Source organism: Colwellia meonggei, from assembly GCF_057537295.1.
Window position 1 is genome coordinate 288,658 of the sequence record NZ_BAAJLZ010000004.1, and the last position, 18,347, is coordinate 307,004.

An 18,347-nucleotide genomic window follows, 5' to 3' on the forward strand; every position below is an offset into this window, starting at 1 on the left:
ATAGAACTCTTTAATAGCCGAGCTAACTATGTGCGGTAGAATGAACGTTATTAATGATCCCCTATGTCAAATTGTTAGTGACACCTTGGGTATTAAATTCTGGGCAGACTCAAACCACGACTTATGCCCAAGCCAAAAAACAGCTACCATAACGGCAATTAATGGCATTTATCAGCAGCAAGATGCTAACTGGGGCATACAGCCTAGTTGGTCGAAAAGGTTACTGATTAATGCCCAAAGTGAAACCGTTGCTGAAAAGCCTACTTTTAAGCATGCGTTTAACCATAACCGTTGCCTAGTGCCATGCTCGGGTTGGTATGAATGGCGAGTAGAAGAGGGGAGAAAGGTTAAATACCTATTTTCTCATGTAGATAATCAGCCTATTTATATGGCTGGAATAGCCTATCAAAGTGAAACGCCGCAGTTAGTTACATTGACAACTTCTCCAAACGAAAAATGTAAGCTTTATCATAAACGTATGCCTGTATTGATATTACCCGAAAATATTCATTATTGGTTTAACTCCGCAAGTGAGTATTTGTCGCCATTAATGCAAGCCGTGAATAGTGAATTAATTAATGTTACTAAGGCTGCGTAAAATTCTTTTTTTTCTCGGTAACTTAGCTAGTAATACCCCTTTAAATCACACCATTTGAACATTAAAACTTCCGTGTAATGTCGTGTAATGGTTTTTATTAGTCATTTTTGTATCATCAACGGCTAATTTAAATCTGTTGTTTACTTGTCGCCAATTCTTTAAGCGACTAAACACATAAGGAGTGCTCTTTTGGCGTTATACTTTTTAACATATGATTTATGCGATAAAGCAAGTCATAAAAAGTTAATTAATGAACTTGAACAACTTGGTGCTATTCGCGTATTAGAAGCCATGTGGTGTTTAAATAAAGCAGACACGTCGGTTGAACAAATACGCGACCATTTTCAAGTTTTGCTTGCAGATAATGACGGACTCGTTGTTTCTGAAGTTAATCAATGGGCTGCGTTAAATGCCGAAAGAGTGCCACTAGCATTAAGTTAATATCTTTAACTAGAACTCCAATTTAAATAGCGGCTTATGTCGTGGTAATACTAATAAAGCATGATACTTGAAAGTTTATTATTTTATACGATAGTTAAATGACTTGCTTTGTTTAAGAATTGATCGAGTATCATTTTTCTTAATAGCCTAGATTATAATAAATGGAGATATGAAGATGAATAAACTATTACTTTTTATTGCTGTTAGTATGTTTTTTTCTAGCTTTGCATTTGCGGGAAAGATGTTTTACTACAAAGATGCCAATGGCGGTAAATATAAGATTTGTAAAGATAAAGATGGCTATGTTGTTTATAAACCAAGTGGTAAGAAAGTTGCTCACGGTGTAGAGCAATCTTGGAAAGAGGTTAAAAAGCAATATAGGCTTAGTAAGGCTTACAGGGAATCATCTAAGAAATACAAAGATTGTCCATGACTTTATAGACAACAAGGAAGTAAGTAATAGTCATTGATACTTGAAAGCTTGTAAAGGTGATAAGTAATCTGAGGTTCTATGGCATATATAAAAAACACCAATCACTAGAATTTGTAACAGTGTGATTTAACTAGAGACTTTGTTAGAGGTAAAATTACATTAATTAACGAGGTCAAAATTCCAAAAAACATTAACAAAAAATTTAAACGTGAGTGTTCTTAAGGTTAAGAACGAAGCCTGAGCAACGAGGGCGAGCCAGCGCGTCACTAATCTTGATATTTACGCATTTTGTACGATAGTTAAGTAACCCTAAGCAAGGAGTGCTTAACATGCATAATGCGAAACAAGAGCGCTTTAGCTATTTATCAGATAAAGTGGCTAAGCAAACCGCAACTCAACATGAAATGGCTGAGTATCACCTGCTCCTTGATGAATGGGGGCAGTCCCGCGAGCACAACGTCTTTGATGATTTTTTTCTCCGCGCTAAACAAGACAACCCCGACGACAATTAGTTGTAGTCATTATTATTTAACGTATTAATGACTACCTAGCACTATTGATGGTGGAGCATGTTGTTCATCCCACACTTTCTCAAATTTTTCTGCTTCACTATCTCTATGCGCCAAACATTTAGAGAATTTCGAGGTACTTTTCGGGCTTTTACAGCCTTTAGGTGAATGATAGTAATCTAGCAAGCTTGTTGTTTTTCACCACTAAACCTTCCCTTAACATTCACTTTAGACGTAGTAGAGCGATAAGACCTATATTTAGGAATTGACTTATTTTGAGTATAGGTTTTTTGTGTTTTATAGGTGTTCTTTTTAGCGCTACTCGACTTATTGTTTTTACGTTTTCGACAGTCTTGATATTCCTTATGCTTTCGGCGTTCTTTGTCTCTTAACCACTCATAGCTATCTTGTCTTAACTGACTTTGCACAGCTTTAAGCGAATCCCACTCTAACTGACACTTTGATCCTGCAAATGATGGCAAACTGAATATAACGAATAGGAGAAGTAAAAAATTGTACATATGTATCTTTATATCCTTATAGAGATTATGAGACATATAATACACATTTATTGATTAAGGTCATTGTGTATTTGAAGTTAATACATTAATGTAATCAGCCTGATAGGGAATAAGGGACTGATATGGAAATCAATTCTAACGCTAGCATTAGCCTACAAAATACGCAAAACATCTCGACAAATCCTACCGAGTTATTAAGTCATAATGTTGAAAAATCGACAAAACCAACACAAATTATTGAGTGGAATATTTAAAAGAGTGGCAAGTAATAGTGATAGGAGCACTAGAGAACAAAAAAAAGCAGGAAACAAAAAGCAGATATTAGAAATAGCGAAAATAGTGAAATTAGATAGCTTTTCTCGCACTCGATAAAAACGAATAGTTTTAAATTAATACTATGTAATGTCGTGTAATGGACATTTTTTCAGTGCTAAGTATCCTGTTTCCAAAATAAAAATAGCTATTATTTGAAGTATAAAGTGTATTTCAGTATTGCTATGTAAAAATAAATTTGAGAAAAGGAAATTTGCCTGTTTTAAACAAGGATTATTTCCTCATAATAAGCTGTTATACGAATTCCATATTTATATAGCATGGTGTAATTAAAGGATTAACATAATGATAGAAACGTTTTTGATTGAAAGTGCATTATCTTCTTTGTACGACTTATTGAAAAGCAAAGTTGAAATATCTCCTTCTGAAAGAGCTCGGTTTGATTTCATAATCAAGGACGAAAGCGGGAATAGAATTGCGATTGAAGTTAAGAATCAAAAAATAACTTTAAAAACTCTTCATTTACTTAAACAAGCTTTGGAAAACGAAAGTGATATTAAAAAGTTCTACTTAATTACACCAGAACCTCCAACTGTAAACTCTAAGTCAATGTTTGAAGAAACTTTCAGTAAAATGAAAGTTAAAACAGAATGGTTGGGTATTAATGAATATCTACAAAGTCAAGATATAGGCTTTGAATTAAATGGCGATATTAGAACATCATTAAAGAAACTCCAATCGGCAGCAATAACTTCCAAGTATGAAAATTACAGTTCTGATCATATCGGCTCAGATCTTGGCTATAGGTCTCGTACAGATAGCTTGAAAAAGAATATTAAAAATATTAAAAGTGGTGCTGACAGTTCAGACGTTAGGCTTGGGCTAAGAAGACAATTTCCCGATAGCACTATTGTGAAATTAGATAATGATTCTGAAAGCATTTCTAAACGTTTAAAGTTTGGTAAAAAGTTTGATGATGCTATTATTGTTTTGACTGATATTAAAAACTTCTCAAGTATTGTGTCTGTTGCTGATCCGGATGAATTAAATGAGTTAATGAGCAAGTACTATACGAATGCTAGAGAGTTAGTATTCAAGTATGGTGGTGTATTAGATAAGTTCATTGGAGATGCCGTCTTAGCTATATTTAATTACCCTGATAAAAGTGATGAGTCATTTAAAAACGCATTAAAATTTTGTTCTGATTTAATTCTTATGGGGGAGAACCTCCTAAGTGATTTTCAAAAAACACTAGATCAAGAAGTTGAAACAGGAACTAGAGTTGGTTTGGCGACAGGACCATTATATGCTTTGAACATTGGAAAAGGTGACATAGAAGTAACATTCATAGGCGACAAAATAAATTTTGCAGCTAGATTGGAAAAAAATTGCACAAATAATCATATCCTTATGAGTAATAGATATTTTCATAAATTAGATGATAATTCTTCCGAACTTACCTCAAAGCTAAAACTTAAAGAAATTAAAATTGACCCAAAAGATGCAAAAGGACAGACGGGTGTTACAACCGCGTGGGAAGTTAAATATGGCGAATTATCTATCATCAGTGGTAGTTAATTCGTATAACAAGTTGCTTAAACGAACTGCTAACAGTTGGCTATCGTTTCACTATTATAGCCAACAACTTTTTGCTTCTTAACGAGGCGTTAGCAGGCAAGGAAGTATCATGAGTGATAAAAATCACTTTTCAGATAGGCTTAGAGAGCCTTTAAATGAAACAACACGAAAAGTTAGACGAAACTTAATGGCTGCATCGGTCATAGGAGTAGTATTAACAAAGGTTGGTTTAGTACCCTCAAAAATATCTGCATTTGGTGTTGAATTTACTTCTGCAAATCAGCAAGCACTTATGACTTTGCTTGCAACTGCAATTGGATATTTTGCAGTTAGTTTTTTGGTTTATGTTTATTCGGAATTAACGGCATGGCAAATTGTTTTAACATCGAAGGAATTAGAGGAATTTAAAGAAGCGAGCAAAAACTCAGGCGGTCGTATATATGGCACTGATGAAGATGATAAGTTTAGAGATCATATTAAACATATTCACTTCAAATCTAGGCCTACTTTCTACTTACGATTGATGGTCGAGTTACTTATACCGTTAATATTTGCAGTATATTCTGCATTATCGCTAATAAATGCAGATACGCCAAAAACAGAAACCCCAAAACCTGTGGTGCAAAAGTCTGCTAACAAGCAAATTAATCAGGATAAATAACAGTTGGCTTTTTGCCCCTGCGTCGCTAATTTTAGCCAACAATTTTTCGTCTATTAATGTGGCGTTATATTTTAAATGGAGTTTCACGTGTTGCCGAGAGAGAAGTTGTTATTTATTAGTGCTATTTTTATTGCAATAAGCACAGTCATTATCTACTTCGCCAATTTCCATTCGGGCTTTTCTAACAATGCTTCTGACTGGGGAAGTTTTGGGAGTTATCTAGCTGGTACTATTACAATACCTTTTAGTTTCTTAACATTATATTTTATTTATAAGACATATATAGCTACAGAACAAACTTTAACTAATAATGTAACCTCATCAAGAATTGCAGAGGCTCATGCTGCAATCAAAGAAGCATCAGATTTTATTGAGGAGTCAATGGACAGTTCAGTGCAATTTCTTGATAAGAAAATTACTTTTAGAGAGTTACATATTGATCTAAATAACTTTCAGCATGTGCCATCACTAATTAAAAATGATAAAAGTTTCAATCACCGTTATAGAATATCTGTAGGTAAACCTTTCCTATGTTTATATGATTTTTTAAGATCTGCTGAGAGCCAATTTGGTATAACGCCAACCATTAGATTCTACAAAATACGATATCAGTGGTTGATAAATATACATAATCAACATGAGCTTAGTGTTTTAAACTTGTCAAAATATGGAATAACATCCAAACAAATGGAAGATTATTTTTATAGTCTAAATTAAAACATAACAAGTTGTTCAAGCGGGACAAATAACAGTTTGCTGGTTTCGCTCCGCTACACAATTATAGCCAACAATTTTTCCCGCTTAAGTGGTTGTTATTTTTTATAAATTTTAAATGGCCTTTTTAGGCTTTGAATTATTTTCAATATTGCAACTGGTGATAATCTCATCGGTTATTGCCGTTGCCATTGTTGATATTTTTACACCTTCCGCTGGTTCCATTAATTTTAATTGAATCAGTGTGAACAACCCTTCAGTTACGGCTACTTTTAAATCATTCGTCGTTTTGAAAATTCTTCGTATTACCGTCTATAGTTAGTGTTAAGGTAGAGGTGAGATTTTAGAATTTTGCGTAATTTTGCAGAGTTTAATAGTCACACCAGTGCACATAATTGGGATATTAAGATTTGGAGTTAGTATGCAGCCCCATGGTTCATATACATTAACTAGAAAAGATCAGGCCGTCATCGTTAAAGCTTTTGGAGCTTGGAATTTTGAAACCGCTGAAAATTGCGGCAAAGAGTTTATAAAGTTAGTTTGTGAACTGCGGCATAAGCCTTGGGGGTGCTTGCTTGACCTTACTGAGTGGGACTTATTTACACCTGATGCTTCGGCTTGTTTACATGAGTTAAATAAATGGTCAGGTAATAATAACCAAAAGTATGAGGTGGTAGTTTGTGACTCACCAACACAACATGCTTTAATTGAAAAAGATCATGACGTTCTGTTAAATGTTGAAACTAAGTTTTGCGAAAATATTGAGCAAGCATATCTATGGCTTGAATCTGTAGGTGTTATAAAAACATAGCAATTAGCAATACTGAGTTTTTAACTATGAGTAAATAAAGTATATGAAAGTATATGAAAGTAGAGAAGGAAATTGGTACGTCCGAGTGAATTCGAATCACCGACCTCATCCATGTCAAGGATGCGCTCTAACCAACTGAGCTACGGACGTATACAAGTTGAAGGACTCAACGAGGCGCTATGTTAGCGATCTGTATTAGCAAGTGCAAGCCCTTTTATATAAAACGCTGCTTGATTGCTGCTTAATTCAACAAACCGCTTTGTATTCAAACGAATTACTGCGCCGCTAACGTTTGTTGGTCAAAACGGTTTTGCACCACTTTTAGTCGCCATGCCAGTAGTACGGCGGCAACGGTTAAGCCTGAAATAAAACCTATCCAAAAACCATACGGACCTGTGGCCGGTACTATCCAGTCAGTGATGCCGAGAATTAACCCGAACGACAAGCCAACAATCCAATAAGAGAAAAACGTAATATAAAGAATTGATTTAGTGTCTTTATAGCCACGTAGTGCGCCAGCCGATATCACTTGTATTGCGTCTGAAAATTGAAACAGTGCTGCTAAAAACATTAAGCTGGCAGCGAGTTCAAGTACATCTTCGTCAATAGTATAAATAGCGGCAATTTGGTGGCTAAATAGCAAAGTAATAGCGGCAGTAACAACTGCGATAATTAACCCTAAAATTACTGAGTAGCGACAAAGCTCTTTAGCTTTTTCTAAGTTTTTATTACCAACTTCAAAGCCTACTTTAATGGTGACAGCCATCGCTAAACTTAATGGCACCATAAATACTAAGCCTGAAAAGTTAATGGCGATTTGGTGACTGGCCACTACATTGGCACCAAATGGCGCGAGAATTATGGCGACAGCGGCAAACAAGCTCACTTCAAAAAGTAAAGATAAGGCAATTGGTACACCTAAGGCTAATATGGTTTTAATTTCGTTCCATTGTGGCCAGAAAAATTTGGTAAACAGTGGCGCATGCTTTAGATGTTTTGAAAAATAAGCGTAGGCAAACATGCCAAGGAACATCACCCAATACACAATAGCCGTTGCAACACCACAACCTGCACCGCCAAGTGCTGGTGCGCCAAATTCACCGTAAATGAAAATGTAGTTAGCTGGAATGTTGATCAGTAAGCCAAGTATGCTGATGATCATGGTTGGTCGGGTATGCGACAAACCTTCTGAGTAGTTTCGCAGAACTAAATACAAACAATAACCTGGGCCACCCCAAACAATGTAGCCAAGGTATTCAAACATTAAGCGTTTTAATTCTGGCTCTAAAGAGATTGAGTCAATTAACAGCGGTGTTGCAATGTAGTACAAGGCAATGATGATGACAGAAAAGAATACGGCTATCCAAGCCGTTTGATAACTGGCCTTGGCAACATCGTCAAATTGTTTGGAGCCTGCGAGCTGTGAAATAATACTGGCTAACGCCATCACTAAACCAGAAATGGTTAAGATAAGCGGTAACCAGACACTACTTGCAACGGCAACGGCGGCCATGTCAGTGGCACTAACGCGCCCAGCCATTACGGTGTCGGCAAAACCCATTAAATTTTGAATAAGTTGAGCAATTAAAATTGGATAGGCCAATTTCATTAAATTTTTGCTGTTGGAAAAAAAGCGATTAATGTTCATTTAAGTAATTATTTCGTCGACGGTAATTTGTTAAGATGGAAAAAAGTTTATTTATCTGGATGATATATGTTTACAGGTATAGTGCAATCACAAGCCGAGGTTATTTCGATAATTCGCAAAAATAATGCGATAACCTTAAAAATCGCGTTAGAAAACACGCTTATTGATAACCTAGAAACGGGTGCTAGTGTTGCCATTAATGGTGTGTGTTTAACGGCGGTTGAGTTTGGCAATTTAGCTGAGCTTAATAACGAGAAAAGTTTTATTACTTTTGATGTGATAGATGAAACCTTGCGAGTGTCAAATTTAGCCGATATTCATGAAGGAATGTTAGTTAATGTTGAGCGCTCGTTAAAAGTGGGTGATGAAATTGGCGGCCATATGTTAAGTGGCCATGTACATGCGCAAGCTGTGGTTGTGAAACGTATTGAAAGTTCAGACAATTGCACGCTTTCGTTTTCATTAAACAATGATTATAAGAAATACATTTTTGCCAAGGGTTTTATTAGTATTAATGGTATTAGTTTAACGTTAGGCGCTGATGTTGATGAACATTTCTCAGTACATTTAATTCCTGAAACCCTAATGAGAACGAACCTAAATAATATTAACGTGGGCGATAAAGTTAATATTGAGTTTGACCAACAAACCATGACCATAGTTGAAACGATTGAACGGATGAATTTAAAAATAAAGTAATTATGCCGTTACACCTTTAAACATAAAGGTACGCGATTGTTGTAAAAACGATGCGCACTAATAGCTTATTAAAAAACTTGTTCGTCGTCGCTATCAACGGCGAGCTGTATTTTTTGGTGGTATTCATCAACATGTAAACTTAAATGCATTTCCATGCAACAGGCAGGACATTCGTCGTAGTAGTCTTGATCACCTTCGCTGGCGTCTAATGCAACGCGAATATGATGTCCGCAATGTGGGCATTCAATGCGTTGTTCCTTAATCTCATGGGGCATAGTGCCTCCTAGATTTTTTGAATTAACCATTAATTTAAGTATGTACGCTTTCAGTTAAAGTGCGAACTTTTCATGGGAAAATAAGCAAAAACATATTGCCTATTACCTGTAAATATTTAATGTGCTAATGCAGCGCCAGAATACGCGATAAATTAGCTTTTGACTGTTCAATATAAACACCGCCAAATAAATTTGCATGATTGAGAATATGGTAAAAGTTGTAAATTAATTTACGTTTATCGTAGTCGGCGTCAAGTGGAAATACTTCTTGATAACCTTGATAAAACTCATCAGGCATTTGGCCAAATAATTCTGACATGGCAATGTCTACTTCTCTGTCGCCGTAGTAACTTGCTGGGTCAAAAATATAGGCAGCATTATCGCTAAAGCCAATATTTCCTTGCCATAAATCTCCATGCACTAAACTGGGCGTTACTTGATGATGTAACAGGGCGTCATGACAAACGTTAATGATGTAGTCAATTGAACCCAGTTTGATAGATTTCTCAGCGAGTAATTGTAATTGCCAGCCAATGCGTTGCTCGGCAAAGAATGTTCTCCAATTACTTTGCCAACTATTTGGTTGTGGTGTTGTGCCGATATAATTGTCGTGTTGCCAACCAAATTGGCCGTGGCTCGATTGCTTATGCATTGTTGCTAACTGTTTGCCAAATTGATACCAGTTTTGATTCGACGCATGATTAAACGGCAAGTATTCAAGTACAAGAAAGCTTTTATCTAATGTTGTTCCGGTTGTTACAACGTTAGGGCAAGCCATTACATTTAACTGCTTTATTTGTTCTAAGGAATAGGCTTCAGATTCAAACTGCTGAAGTCGTGACTTGTCATTAAGTTTGATGAAATAGTTACGCTGATAGTTACTTAGCCAGTAACATAAATTGATATCGCCACCCGTTACAACTTGTTTATGCTTTATGTTGAACGGCTCATCAGTTACTTGGGTAATTTCTTGCTCAATGGTTTGCCACATGATTCTTTACCAAGTTAGGTGAGAATATGTGTAATTATAGTCGAGGATTAAGAGAAAATAAGGTAATAACCGTTAAAGCCATATTAACAGTAAACTGGCTTTGGCTTTGTTATTCTATATCGGTTATTAAATTTTCAATTTTATTCGGTACGCCGTCCCATTTTTCGGCATCGGCTGGCGGATCAATAACTTCGGTAATAACTGGCCAAGCTTTGGCTAACTCAGCATTGAGTTCAATAAAGTCTTTTTGATTTTCTGGTACTTCATCTTCTTGATAAATTGCTTCAGCAGGGCATTCTACTGGGCATAAATCACAATCGATACAGGAGTCAGGGTTGATCACTAAAAAATTTGGGCCTTGATGAAAGGCATCGGCAGGGCATACTGCTACACAGTCAGTATATTTACATTGAATACAATTATCAGTAACGACAAAAGCCATTTTGCTTACCCATGAAGATTAATACCTATCGAATGTGCGCATCATACCGTGCCGGCAAACAAATTCAATTGTTGTTTTTGCTTTGTATTTGGTATCGCTAGCACTATCAGGTAAAATGGCGCCAATTTTTACCCTAGTACCGCTTTGGAAACAAACTATGTTGCGTTTAACGAACGTTAAATTACCACTTGATCATCAACCAGAAGAGCTAGAACAGGCAATTCTTACCCTATTACAAATTAATGCCGAGCAATTAACTAGTTTTTCAGTCTTTAAACGTGGATATGACGCCCGTAAGAAAAGCAATATTATTTTAATGTACACCTTAGATGTTGAAACCAGCTGTAATGAGCAATTGTTACATCAGCATGCGAAGAACTCTAATATTAAAGAAAGCCCAGATACTAGCTATAAGTTTGTTGGTGAAGCGCCGGAGGATATGACTGAGCGCCCGGTGGTTATTGGTATGGGACCTTGTGGTTTATTTGCTGGCTTGATTTTAGCGCAAATGGGTTTTAAACCGATTATTTTAGAGCGTGGCAAAGAAGTACGAGAACGCACTAAAGATACCTTTGGTTTTTGGCGTAAAAAAATTCTTAATACTGAATCTAATGTGCAATTTGGTGAAGGTGGTGCTGGTACATTTTCAGATGGTAAATTATACAGTCAAGTTAAAGATCCTAAACACTATAGTCGTAAAGTATTAAATGAATTTGTTGATGCTGGTGCACCAGAAGAAATTTTATATGTCAGCAAACCACATATTGGTACCTTTAAATTGGTGACTATGGTTGAGCAAATGCGCGCTGAGATAAACCGACTAGGCGGTGAAGTGCGCTTCGAACAACGAGTAGAAGACATTCATTTTGAAGCTGTAGCTGACGATAGTGAAAAAATGCAAGTGACTGGTTTAACGTTAGCGTCAGGTGAAGTGATAAATACACGTCATATTGCCTTGGCCATTGGCCACAGTGCTCGCGATACCTTTTCGATGTTGCATGAAAAAGGTGTATTTATTAAAGCTAAGCCATTTTCTGTTGGCTTTAGAATTGAACATGAACAGTCGGTTATTGATGACGCTCGTTTTGGTAAAAATGCAGGTAACCCGATACTTGGCGCGGCAGACTACAAGTTAGTACACCATTGTAAAAATGGCCGTTCGGTTTATAGTTTTTGTATGTGCCCAGGTGGTACTGTAGTGGCTGCGGCTTCAGAGGAGGGTCGTCTAGTAACAAACGGTATGAGCCAATACTCTCGTCATGAACGTAATGCAAACAGTGCTATTGTTGTTGGTATTTCTCCAGAAGACTATGATGAAAATGGTAGCAAAGATAACGTACTAGCGGGTATTGAATTTCAACGTAAGCTCGAAGAGACTGCCTTTAAGTTAGGTGGCGAAAATTATGACGCACCAGTGCAGTTAGTAGGTGACTTTTTAGCGGGTCGCAAAAGCGGCGAGCACGGCAGTGTTGAACCATCATACAAGCCGGGCGTTAAATATTGCGATTTAAGTGAAACTTTGCCAAGTTATGCTATTGAAGCCATTCGTGAAGCCTTACCTGCATTCGAGCGTAAAATTAAGGGCTTTTCAATGAATGAAGCTACTTTGACCGCAGTAGAAACAAGAACCTCTTCGCCAATTAATATCACCCGTGATAAAGAAAGTTTAGAAAGTGTAAATACTTATGGTTTATATCCTGCCGGTGAAGGTGCTGGCTACGCTGGTGGTATTTTATCTGCGGGTATTGACGGTATTAAAGTTGCTGAAGCGATGGCACTTTCAATGTTGAAAAAAGTCTAACTACTTTTACTAAAGAACAAAGACTATATTTATTGAAGTTCTTGAATATGGCTTTTCTGTTTTTGTTGCCAGTGACTTTTCGGTAATTGTTCTTGCAAGTTATTTAATGTTGTCCAGATCCCATTTAGTGTCATGGTTTTTGTTAGCCACTGTGGGATATTACCTTTTGGATCGACAATAAATTGATAACTAATCTCAATTTGCTTAGCTGACGTTGGGATAATTTTCCAATGGGCGCTATGAACTTTCATTCTCACGGCTTTTTTATGAGCAGGAATAAAATCGTTAGCATCAATAACGGCGATTTCTAACGATAAATCTTCATTTTGCCAATAACGTGAGTGCACTATCATTTCTCGGGCAGATACGGGCCATAAGCCGCTAAAGCGGGTGATAAAAATATTCTCGCTGGCAGTAAACTGTTCAAGAATTTCTGCCGAATGAGTGTTGTCTAACCAAACCGGCATGTTAGCTAAGTCTTCAATAAAGTAAATAAAGCCTGAAAGCGTAGAGTTGAGTGTTGCTTGTGCTTTGATTTCAATAAGATCTTCATAGCTGCTTGGACGATAACTTACCTTTAAGCTTTTCGTGCGCCGCCATGTTTTCCAGTTCTCTACTTTACTTTCTTCTGTTGTTGAATCAGCTTTATTTACTGCTGAGTTACCTTGTTTTTTTACTGGTTCATTCGCTAATGCGTTGTGGTTCAATAGCATTAAAAGCATGGTAAAAAAATAAAGCCAAATCATTGGTTTTTTGTTTACCAGAAATAAATTAGCCTGCTTGTTCAATATAGCTGTCCTGTTCATTGCAAATTAAGGCGAATTGCCCTATATTCCTCTGCTCATCATGTTATCTTGACCCAAACGTCTTATAAATACGTAGCTAAGATGAACATAATATAAAATTTAGCAGTATATAGCGCGAGTAATGACAATTATTTTTGTGTCATTATATGATTTGATTTCAACGCGTTATAAAAATTATTAATAAAATTCAAGCGGTGCTTAGTATGTGTCGCCACTGAACAAGGAATATACATGCCTGTAATTACTCTCCCTGACGGTAGTCAACGCTCTTTTGAACAAGCAGTTTCTGTAATGGATGTTGCTCTTGATATAGGACCTGGTTTAGCAAAAGCAACCATTGCCGGTCGTATTGACGGTGAACTTGTTGATGCCTGTGAATTAATCACCAAAGATGCTGCATTGCAACTAATCACCAGCAAAGATGCTGAAGGCCTTGAGATTATTCGTCACTCGTGCGCGCATTTGTTAGGACATGCTATCAAACAGCTATGGCCAAATACTAAGATGGCTATCGGTCCTACAATCGACAATGGTTTTTACTATGACGTTGATATGGACGAAACCATTAGCGAAGATGACTTGGCTAAACTTGAAAAGCAAATGACGACGCTTGCTCGTACTGGCTATCAAGTAATTAAGAAAACAGGTAGCTGGCAAGATGCGTACGACGCCTTTACTGAGCGCGGCGAAACTTATAAATTAGAAATTCTTGATGAAAACATTGATAAGTCAGACACACCAGCACTTTATCATCACCAAGAATACATTGATATGTGTCGTGGCCCGCATGTGCCAAGCATGCGTCATTGTCACCACTTTAAGTTAATGAAAGTTGCTGGCGCATATTGGCGTGGCAATTCAGAAAATAAAATGTTGCAACGTATTTATGGCACAGCATGGGCTGATAAAAAGCAACTTAAAGCTTATATTCAACGTCTTGCAGAAGCTGAAAAACGTGATCACCGTAAAATTGGTAAAAACTTAGATTTATTCCATTGGCAAGAAGAAGCGCCGGGTATGGTGTTTTGGCATAACGATGGTTGGACAATTTACACTGAATTAGAAAAGTATGTTCGTGAAAAGCTTCATGAATATGACTATGACGAAGTTAAAGGTCCATTAATGATGGACCGAGGTCTTTGGGAAAAGTCGGGTCACTGGGATAAGTACAGTGATGCTATGTTCACAACTGAGTCTGAAAAACGTGAATATGCTATTAAGCCGATGAACTGTCCTGGTCACGTGCAAATATTTAACCAAGGGTTAAAGTCTTACCGCGATTTACCTTTACGTATGGCTGAGTTTGGCTGTTGTCACCGTAACGAACCATCGGGTGCTTTACATGGCTTAATGCGTGTTCGTGGCTTTACGCAAGATGACGCACATATTTTCTGTACTGAAGACCAAGTTCAAAGCGAAGTAAGTAAGTGTATCAATATGGTATACGATGTTTATAAAACGTTCGGCTTTGAAGACATTATTGTTAAGCTATCAACGCGCCCTGAAAAGCGTATTGGTAATGACGAAATGTGGGATAAAGCTGAAGAAGGCTTGGCTCAGGCAATGAAAGATTTAGACATTGAGTTTGAATACTTGCCAGGCGAAGGGGCTTTCTATGGTCCTAAGATTGAGTTTACTTTGCAAGACTGTTTAGGTCGTAATTGGCAATGTGGTACTGTGCAACTTGATTTCGCTTTACCAGAGCGTTTAGGCGCGACTTATGTTGGTGAAGACAACGAACGTTACACACCAGTGATGATTCACCGTGCTATTTTAGGTTCATTAGAACGTTTTATTGGTATTTTGATTGAAGAGTACACTGGTAAATTCCCAACGTGGTTGTCACCAATTCAAGCAACAGTGATGAATATTACCGATAAACAAGGTGAATATTGTGAAAAAGTTGTTAAAAAACTAAAAGAAAATGGATTTAGAGCAAAACTAGACTTGAGAAATGAGAAGATAGGCTTTAAAATCCGCGAGCATACTTTAAAGCGTGTTCCGTATTTGTTAGTTGTTGGCGATAAAGAAATGGAAGCTGGCGAAATAGCGATACGAACTCGAGGTGGTGAAGACTTAGGAAAAATGTCAGTTGATGACTTTATTGCTAAGTTAACAGACGAAGTGAAAACTCGTAGTTAAGCCACTGAATCTATTTAAACACGCAAACTATTTATTTACCCCGAGTGAGTAATATTTAAACTTACTCGGTAACAACGTTCTTTGGAGGAACATGGCTATTAAAGGTGGACAACGAGGCGGGCAGAAAGAGCCAGCACATCGTTTAAATGAGTTGATTACTGGCATTCCAGGTAATGAAGTTCGTTTGATTAAATATGACGGAGAGCCAGGTGGTATCGTCACATTAGATGAAGCGATGAGCCAAGCAGAAGACGCTGGTGTAGATCTTGTTGAAATCAGCCCAACAGCTAAACCTCCTGTTCTTAGAGTAATGGATTACGGTAAGTTTCTTTATGAGAAATCTAAAGAACAAAAAGAACAGCGTAAAAAGCAGAAACAAATACAGGTTAAGGAAATTAAATTCCGTCCTGGTACAGATGAAGGCGATTATCAAGTTAAATTACGTAACTTGAAACGCTTTTTAGAAGGTGGCGATAAAGTTAAAGTAACTTTACGTTTCCGTGGTCGCGAAATGGCCCACCAAGAGCTCGGTTTAGAGTTGTTGACTCGTGTTAAAAACGATTTAGCAGAACTAACAGTAGTTGAGTTTTTCCCTCGTAGAGCGGAAGGGCGTCAAATGGTGATGGTTTTAGCACCTAAAAAATAATCAATATTTGGTATATGCAAGTAATTAATATTTTCGAATGTTAGTTCACCAATATTGTTTTTAACGGGTAACTTTAGGCCTGAAAGTAAAATCTACCGCTGCTTGCAGTGTCAGATTTTCGCCTAAATTACTAAATTTCAATGGCAACATATTAACTATGAAAATAGTTTTATGTGAATGCGGAGTAATATTCATGCCTAAAATGAAAACTAACAAAGGTGCTGCAAAGCGCTTTAAAGCGACAGCCACAGGCTACAAGTTTAAACAAGCCGGTCTTCGTCATATTTTGACTAAACGCCGTACTAAAGTTAAGCGTCATCTTCGTGCGAAATGCATGATTGCTGCTTCTGACATTAAGTCAGTTAAAAAACTTTTACGTCACGGTTAATAGGAGAGATAGAAAATGGCAAGAGTAAAACGTGGTGTACAAGCGCGTGCACGTCATAAGAAAGTTCTAAAGCAAGCTAAAGGTTACTACGGTGCTCGTAGTCGCGTTTATCGCGTTGCTTTCCAAGCTGTAACTAAAGCTGGCCAATACGCATACCGTGACCGTCGTCAACGTAAGCGTCAATTCCGTCAACTTTGGATTGCTCGTATCAACGCAGCAGCTCGTCAAAATGGTTTATCTTACAGCCGTTTCATTAATGGTCTTAAAAAGGCTTCTATTGAAATCGATCGTAAGATCCTAGCTGACATCGCAGTATACGATAAAGCAGCTTTCACATTCTTAGTTGAAAAAGCGCAAGCTTCTTTAGCATAAGTTTGAGATATTAGCTCTGAGATAAGGACGCCCTAGGCGTCCTTTTCTTTTTCAGGGCATTAAAAAGTTGACTGAAAGGTCAGAATGTTTAACTAAGTTAATTTGAACCCAGTATAAGTTTGCTTAGTTAAAAATTTAAATTCAATTTTAGAAAGTTAAGGTCTTATTATGAGTCTTGCTGAGCAAGTTTTAGCGGTCAATAATGATTTACCCATTCGTACTGATAAACCCGTTCATAGTGGTAAAGTACGCTCTGTTTACTGGTTAACCGAGTCTGATAGTCGTCGCTTGATTGCTGAAAAAGGTTATGACGTACCTAGTGACACGCCGCTAGCAATAATGGTGATCAGTGACAGAATTTCAGCTTTTGACTGCATTTGGCATGGTGAAGGTGGTATGAAAGGTGTGCCAGGTAAAGGCGCTGCATTGAATGCTATTTCTAACCATTGGTTTAAGTTATTTAAAGAGCAAGGCTTAGCTGATAGTCACATTTTAGATATTCCACATCCGTTTGTGTGGATAGTACAAAAAGCTAAACCTGTAATGATTGAAGCAATTTGTCGTCAATATATTACCGGCTCCATGTGGCGTTCATACAGCAAAGGTGAGCGTGAATTTTGTGGTATTGAGTTAGCAGATGGTCTTGAAAAAGACAGTAAGTTATCTGAATTATTACAAACGCCTTCAACCAAAGGTATTTTGGAAGGTATTCCAGGTGTTCCAGCCGTTGATGATGTTAATATTACGCGTAAAAACATCGAAGATAACTTCTCTGACTTTAACTTTAAATCGACAGATGATATTGCCTTGTATGAAAAGTTGTTGACGCAAGGGTTTGATGTTATTTCAGCCGCATTAGCTAAGCTAGACCAAGTTTTTGTTGATACTAAATTTGAATTTGGCTATGTCAAAGACAGAGCAGGCAATGACAAGCTTATTTATATGGATGAAGTTGGAACACCAGATTCTTCTCGTATTTGGGACGGTGAGCAGTACCGTGCAGGTAAGGTTGTAGAAAATTCAAAAGAAGGTTTTCGTCAGTTATTATTAAATCACTTTCCAGATCCTGATATTTTGTTAAATAAAGACCGTATGGTTGAGCGTGAAGCATTAGCGCGAGATAATGCTTTGCCAGCTTCTGTGCTAATGGCAGTTTCTGAAACTTATATCGCTATTGCAGAGAAAGTTACCGGCGAGACAATAGTGTTGTCTGATAATCCTAAGCAAGAAATTATTGATATATTACGTTCTGAATATCAATTGATAGATTAATTGATAATTTTTCAAACTATTAAGCCTCGCAATAGCGGGGCTTTTTTAATCGCTGCTATTTATCGCCCGCCTACTTTAAGCTCTTTATAAAACCTTTAATCGTCATTTTACTCGTCATTAATTTCTACTTTGCCTTAACTCTTGCGTGTGCACTTTCGATGCAGTTGTTCTTTTTTGCACCAATACCGTTCTTGCATGCTGATATTGTGCACCATGCTGGTGCTTATCTATTCTAAAGAAGTTGAAATTCATCGCTAATTATTTGTATTTATTTAACTTTTAACTATGGGTACAAATGGTGCTTAGTATTAGTTAAATAATAAAAT

General features: G+C 37.1%; 23 protein-coding genes and 1 tRNA gene. 16 read left to right on the top strand and 8 right to left on the bottom strand.

Going from position 1 to position 18,347, the window contains the following annotated elements; translation table 11 throughout:
* The first annotated feature begins 40 nt into the window (after window positions 1-40).
* The 4 genes from AC27E9_RS12140 (at window position 41) to AC27E9_RS12155 (ending at window position 1,984) form a co-directional block, all read left to right on the top strand.
* Complete coding sequence (locus tag AC27E9_RS12140; RefSeq protein WP_487130521.1) at window positions 41-598, top strand: SOS response-associated peptidase; 558 nt, start codon at window positions 41-43, stop codon at window positions 596-598.
* 189 nt (window positions 599-787) lie between these two features.
* Window positions 788-1,039 (top strand): hypothetical protein, encoded by a 252-nt coding sequence (locus AC27E9_RS12145; RefSeq protein ID WP_487130523.1) that lies wholly within the window; start codon window positions 788-790, stop codon window positions 1,037-1,039.
* Between the two features lie 175 nt (window positions 1,040-1,214).
* Window positions 1,215-1,472, top strand: a complete 258-nt coding sequence (locus AC27E9_RS12150) for a hypothetical protein (protein ID WP_487130525.1) — start codon at window positions 1,215-1,217, stop codon at window positions 1,470-1,472.
* Between the two features lie 329 nt (window positions 1,473-1,801).
* Window positions 1,802-1,984 carry a hypothetical protein gene (locus AC27E9_RS12155; RefSeq protein WP_487130527.1) on the top strand — a complete coding sequence of 61 codons (183 nt, stop codon included), beginning with the start codon at window positions 1,802-1,804 and terminating at the stop codon, window positions 1,982-1,984.
* Between the two features lie 176 nt (window positions 1,985-2,160).
* On the opposite strand, the gene AC27E9_RS12160 is transcribed toward AC27E9_RS12155, so the two are convergent.
* Window positions 2,161-2,502: a hypothetical protein gene (locus AC27E9_RS12160; protein WP_487130529.1), complete on the bottom strand. Its 342-nt coding sequence runs from the start codon at window positions 2,500-2,502 to the stop codon at window positions 2,161-2,163.
* A 122-nt stretch (window positions 2,503-2,624) separates the two neighbouring features.
* Here AC27E9_RS12160 and AC27E9_RS12165 point away from each other — a divergent pair, with 122 nt between their 5' ends.
* The 5 genes from AC27E9_RS12165 (at window position 2,625) to AC27E9_RS12185 (ending at window position 6,539) form a co-directional block, all read left to right on the top strand.
* Window positions 2,625-2,756 carry a hypothetical protein gene (locus tag AC27E9_RS12165; RefSeq protein WP_487130531.1) on the top strand — a complete coding sequence of 44 codons (132 nt, stop codon included), beginning with the start codon at window positions 2,625-2,627 and terminating at the stop codon, window positions 2,754-2,756.
* Between the two features lie 364 nt (window positions 2,757-3,120).
* Window positions 3,121-4,353 carry an adenylate/guanylate cyclase domain-containing protein gene (locus AC27E9_RS12170; protein ID WP_487130533.1) on the top strand — a complete coding sequence of 411 codons (1,233 nt, stop codon included), beginning with the start codon at window positions 3,121-3,123 and terminating at the stop codon, window positions 4,351-4,353.
* Window positions 4,354-4,462: 109 nt separating this feature from the next.
* Window positions 4,463-5,014: a hypothetical protein gene (locus AC27E9_RS12175; protein ID WP_487130535.1), complete on the top strand. Its 552-nt coding sequence runs from the start codon at window positions 4,463-4,465 to the stop codon at window positions 5,012-5,014.
* Window positions 5,015-5,101: 87 nt separating this feature from the next.
* Complete coding sequence (locus AC27E9_RS12180; RefSeq protein ID WP_487130537.1) at window positions 5,102-5,731, top strand: hypothetical protein; 630 nt, start codon at window positions 5,102-5,104, stop codon at window positions 5,729-5,731.
* A 418-nt stretch (window positions 5,732-6,149) separates the two neighbouring features.
* Window positions 6,150-6,539, top strand: a complete 390-nt coding sequence (locus tag AC27E9_RS12185; protein ID WP_487130538.1) for a hypothetical protein — start codon at window positions 6,150-6,152, stop codon at window positions 6,537-6,539.
* Window positions 6,540-6,612: 73 nt separating this feature from the next.
* On the opposite strand, the gene AC27E9_RS12190 is transcribed toward AC27E9_RS12185, so the two are convergent.
* Both AC27E9_RS12190 and AC27E9_RS12195 read right to left on the bottom strand, forming a co-directional pair.
* Window positions 6,613-6,689 (bottom strand) — tRNA-Val (locus AC27E9_RS12190).
* 124 nt (window positions 6,690-6,813) lie between these two features.
* Complete coding sequence (locus AC27E9_RS12195) at window positions 6,814-8,148, bottom strand: MATE family efflux transporter (protein WP_487130540.1); 1,335 nt, start codon at window positions 8,146-8,148, stop codon at window positions 6,814-6,816.
* Window positions 8,149-8,253: 105 nt separating this feature from the next.
* Between AC27E9_RS12195 and AC27E9_RS12200 the strand changes: the two genes are divergently transcribed.
* On the top strand, window positions 8,254-8,886 hold the full coding sequence (locus AC27E9_RS12200) for a riboflavin synthase subunit alpha (RefSeq protein WP_487130542.1): 633 nt from the start codon (window positions 8,254-8,256) through the stop codon (window positions 8,884-8,886).
* A 68-nt stretch (window positions 8,887-8,954) separates the two neighbouring features.
* Here AC27E9_RS12200 and AC27E9_RS12205 read toward each other — a convergent pair whose 3' ends face one another.
* From AC27E9_RS12205 to fdxA, 3 genes are all read right to left on the bottom strand, one after another.
* A complete protein-coding gene (locus AC27E9_RS12205; RefSeq protein ID WP_487130544.1) occupies window positions 8,955-9,161 on the bottom strand; it encodes a CPXCG motif-containing cysteine-rich protein in 207 nt (68 codons plus the stop codon).
* Window positions 9,162-9,285: 124 nt separating this feature from the next.
* Complete coding sequence (locus tag AC27E9_RS12210) at window positions 9,286-10,152, bottom strand: fructosamine kinase family protein (protein WP_487130546.1); 867 nt, start codon at window positions 10,150-10,152, stop codon at window positions 9,286-9,288.
* A 109-nt stretch (window positions 10,153-10,261) separates the two neighbouring features.
* Window positions 10,262-10,594: a ferredoxin FdxA gene (gene fdxA, locus AC27E9_RS12215; RefSeq protein WP_487130548.1), complete on the bottom strand. Its 333-nt coding sequence runs from the start codon at window positions 10,592-10,594 to the stop codon at window positions 10,262-10,264.
* A gap of 157 nt (window positions 10,595-10,751) precedes the next feature.
* Here fdxA and AC27E9_RS12220 point away from each other — a divergent pair, with 157 nt between their 5' ends.
* Complete coding sequence (locus tag AC27E9_RS12220; RefSeq protein ID WP_487130749.1) at window positions 10,752-12,395, top strand: NAD(P)/FAD-dependent oxidoreductase; 1,644 nt, start codon at window positions 10,752-10,754, stop codon at window positions 12,393-12,395.
* 29 nt (window positions 12,396-12,424) lie between these two features.
* Here AC27E9_RS12220 and AC27E9_RS12225 read toward each other — a convergent pair whose 3' ends face one another.
* The gene (locus AC27E9_RS12225) at window positions 12,425-13,141 is read right to left on the bottom strand and encodes an START domain-containing protein (protein WP_487130550.1); all 717 of its coding nucleotides are present in this window, start codon (window positions 13,139-13,141) and stop codon (window positions 12,425-12,427) included.
* Between the two features lie 291 nt (window positions 13,142-13,432).
* On the opposite strand from AC27E9_RS12225, the gene thrS reads away from it, so the two are divergent.
* The 5 genes from thrS (at window position 13,433) to AC27E9_RS12250 (ending at window position 18,021) form a co-directional block, all read left to right on the top strand.
* Window positions 13,433-15,343 carry a threonine--tRNA ligase gene (thrS, locus tag AC27E9_RS12230; protein ID WP_487130552.1) on the top strand — a complete coding sequence of 637 codons (1,911 nt, stop codon included), beginning with the start codon at window positions 13,433-13,435 and terminating at the stop codon, window positions 15,341-15,343.
* A 91-nt stretch (window positions 15,344-15,434) separates the two neighbouring features.
* On the top strand, window positions 15,435-15,989 hold the full coding sequence (gene infC / locus AC27E9_RS12235) for a translation initiation factor IF-3 (protein ID WP_487081410.1): 555 nt from the start codon (window positions 15,435-15,437) through the stop codon (window positions 15,987-15,989).
* A gap of 193 nt (window positions 15,990-16,182) precedes the next feature.
* Window positions 16,183-16,377, top strand: coding sequence for a 50S ribosomal protein L35 (gene rpmI / locus AC27E9_RS12240; RefSeq protein WP_077284678.1), 195 nt, complete (start codon window positions 16,183-16,185; stop codon window positions 16,375-16,377).
* Window positions 16,378-16,392: 15 nt separating this feature from the next.
* Window positions 16,393-16,749, top strand: a complete 357-nt coding sequence (rplT, locus tag AC27E9_RS12245) for a 50S ribosomal protein L20 (RefSeq protein WP_077284679.1) — start codon at window positions 16,393-16,395, stop codon at window positions 16,747-16,749.
* Window positions 16,750-16,917: 168 nt separating this feature from the next.
* Window positions 16,918-18,021: a phosphoribosylaminoimidazolesuccinocarboxamide synthase gene (locus AC27E9_RS12250; RefSeq protein ID WP_487130554.1), complete on the top strand. Its 1,104-nt coding sequence runs from the start codon at window positions 16,918-16,920 to the stop codon at window positions 18,019-18,021.
* 117 nt (window positions 18,022-18,138) lie between these two features.
* On the opposite strand, the gene AC27E9_RS12255 is transcribed toward AC27E9_RS12250, so the two are convergent.
* Window positions 18,139-18,273 carry a hypothetical protein gene (locus tag AC27E9_RS12255; protein WP_487130556.1) on the bottom strand — a complete coding sequence of 45 codons (135 nt, stop codon included), beginning with the start codon at window positions 18,271-18,273 and terminating at the stop codon, window positions 18,139-18,141.
* Between the last annotated feature and the right edge of the window lie 74 nt (window positions 18,274-18,347).

Bases quoted from the DNA above. Each gene is read 5' to 3' on its own strand.
- AC27E9_RS12140 (WP_487130521.1), top strand. From the start codon at position 41: ATGAACGTTATTAATGATCCCCTATGTCAAATTGTTAGTGACACCTTG.
- AC27E9_RS12150 (WP_487130525.1), top strand. From the start codon at position 1,215: ATGAATAAACTATTACTTTTTATTGCTGTTAGTATGTTTTTTTCTAGC.
- AC27E9_RS12155 (WP_487130527.1), top strand. From the start codon at position 1,802: ATGCATAATGCGAAACAAGAGCGCTTTAGCTATTTATCAGATAAAGTG.
- AC27E9_RS12160 (WP_487130529.1), bottom strand. From the start codon at position 2,502: ATGTACAATTTTTTACTTCTCCTATTCGTTATATTCAGTTTGCCATCA.
- AC27E9_RS12165 (WP_487130531.1), top strand. From the start codon at position 2,625: ATGGAAATCAATTCTAACGCTAGCATTAGCCTACAAAATACGCAAAAC.
- AC27E9_RS12170 (WP_487130533.1), top strand. From the start codon at position 3,121: ATGATAGAAACGTTTTTGATTGAAAGTGCATTATCTTCTTTGTACGAC.
- AC27E9_RS12175 (WP_487130535.1), top strand. From the start codon at position 4,463: ATGAGTGATAAAAATCACTTTTCAGATAGGCTTAGAGAGCCTTTAAAT.
- AC27E9_RS12185 (WP_487130538.1), top strand. From the start codon at position 6,150: ATGCAGCCCCATGGTTCATATACATTAACTAGAAAAGATCAGGCCGTC.
- AC27E9_RS12195 (WP_487130540.1), bottom strand. From the start codon at position 8,148: ATGAAATTGGCCTATCCAATTTTAATTGCTCAACTTATTCAAAATTTA.
- AC27E9_RS12200 (WP_487130542.1), top strand. From the start codon at position 8,254: ATGTTTACAGGTATAGTGCAATCACAAGCCGAGGTTATTTCGATAATT.
- AC27E9_RS12205 (WP_487130544.1), bottom strand. From the start codon at position 9,161: ATGCCCCATGAGATTAAGGAACAACGCATTGAATGCCCACATTGCGGA.
- AC27E9_RS12210 (WP_487130546.1), bottom strand. From the start codon at position 10,152: ATGTGGCAAACCATTGAGCAAGAAATTACCCAAGTAACTGATGAGCCG.
- fdxA (WP_487130548.1), bottom strand. From the start codon at position 10,594: ATGGCTTTTGTCGTTACTGATAATTGTATTCAATGTAAATATACTGAC.
- AC27E9_RS12220 (WP_487130749.1), top strand. From the start codon at position 10,752: ATGTTGCGTTTAACGAACGTTAAATTACCACTTGATCATCAACCAGAA.
- AC27E9_RS12225 (WP_487130550.1), bottom strand. From the start codon at position 13,141: ATGATTTGGCTTTATTTTTTTACCATGCTTTTAATGCTATTGAACCAC.
- thrS (WP_487130552.1), top strand. From the start codon at position 13,433: ATGCCTGTAATTACTCTCCCTGACGGTAGTCAACGCTCTTTTGAACAA.
- infC (WP_487081410.1), top strand. From the start codon at position 15,435: ATGGCTATTAAAGGTGGACAACGAGGCGGGCAGAAAGAGCCAGCACAT.
- rpmI (WP_077284678.1), top strand. From the start codon at position 16,183: ATGCCTAAAATGAAAACTAACAAAGGTGCTGCAAAGCGCTTTAAAGCG.
- rplT (WP_077284679.1), top strand. From the start codon at position 16,393: ATGGCAAGAGTAAAACGTGGTGTACAAGCGCGTGCACGTCATAAGAAA.
- AC27E9_RS12250 (WP_487130554.1), top strand. From the start codon at position 16,918: ATGAGTCTTGCTGAGCAAGTTTTAGCGGTCAATAATGATTTACCCATT.
- AC27E9_RS12255 (WP_487130556.1), bottom strand. From the start codon at position 18,273: ATGAATTTCAACTTCTTTAGAATAGATAAGCACCAGCATGGTGCACAA.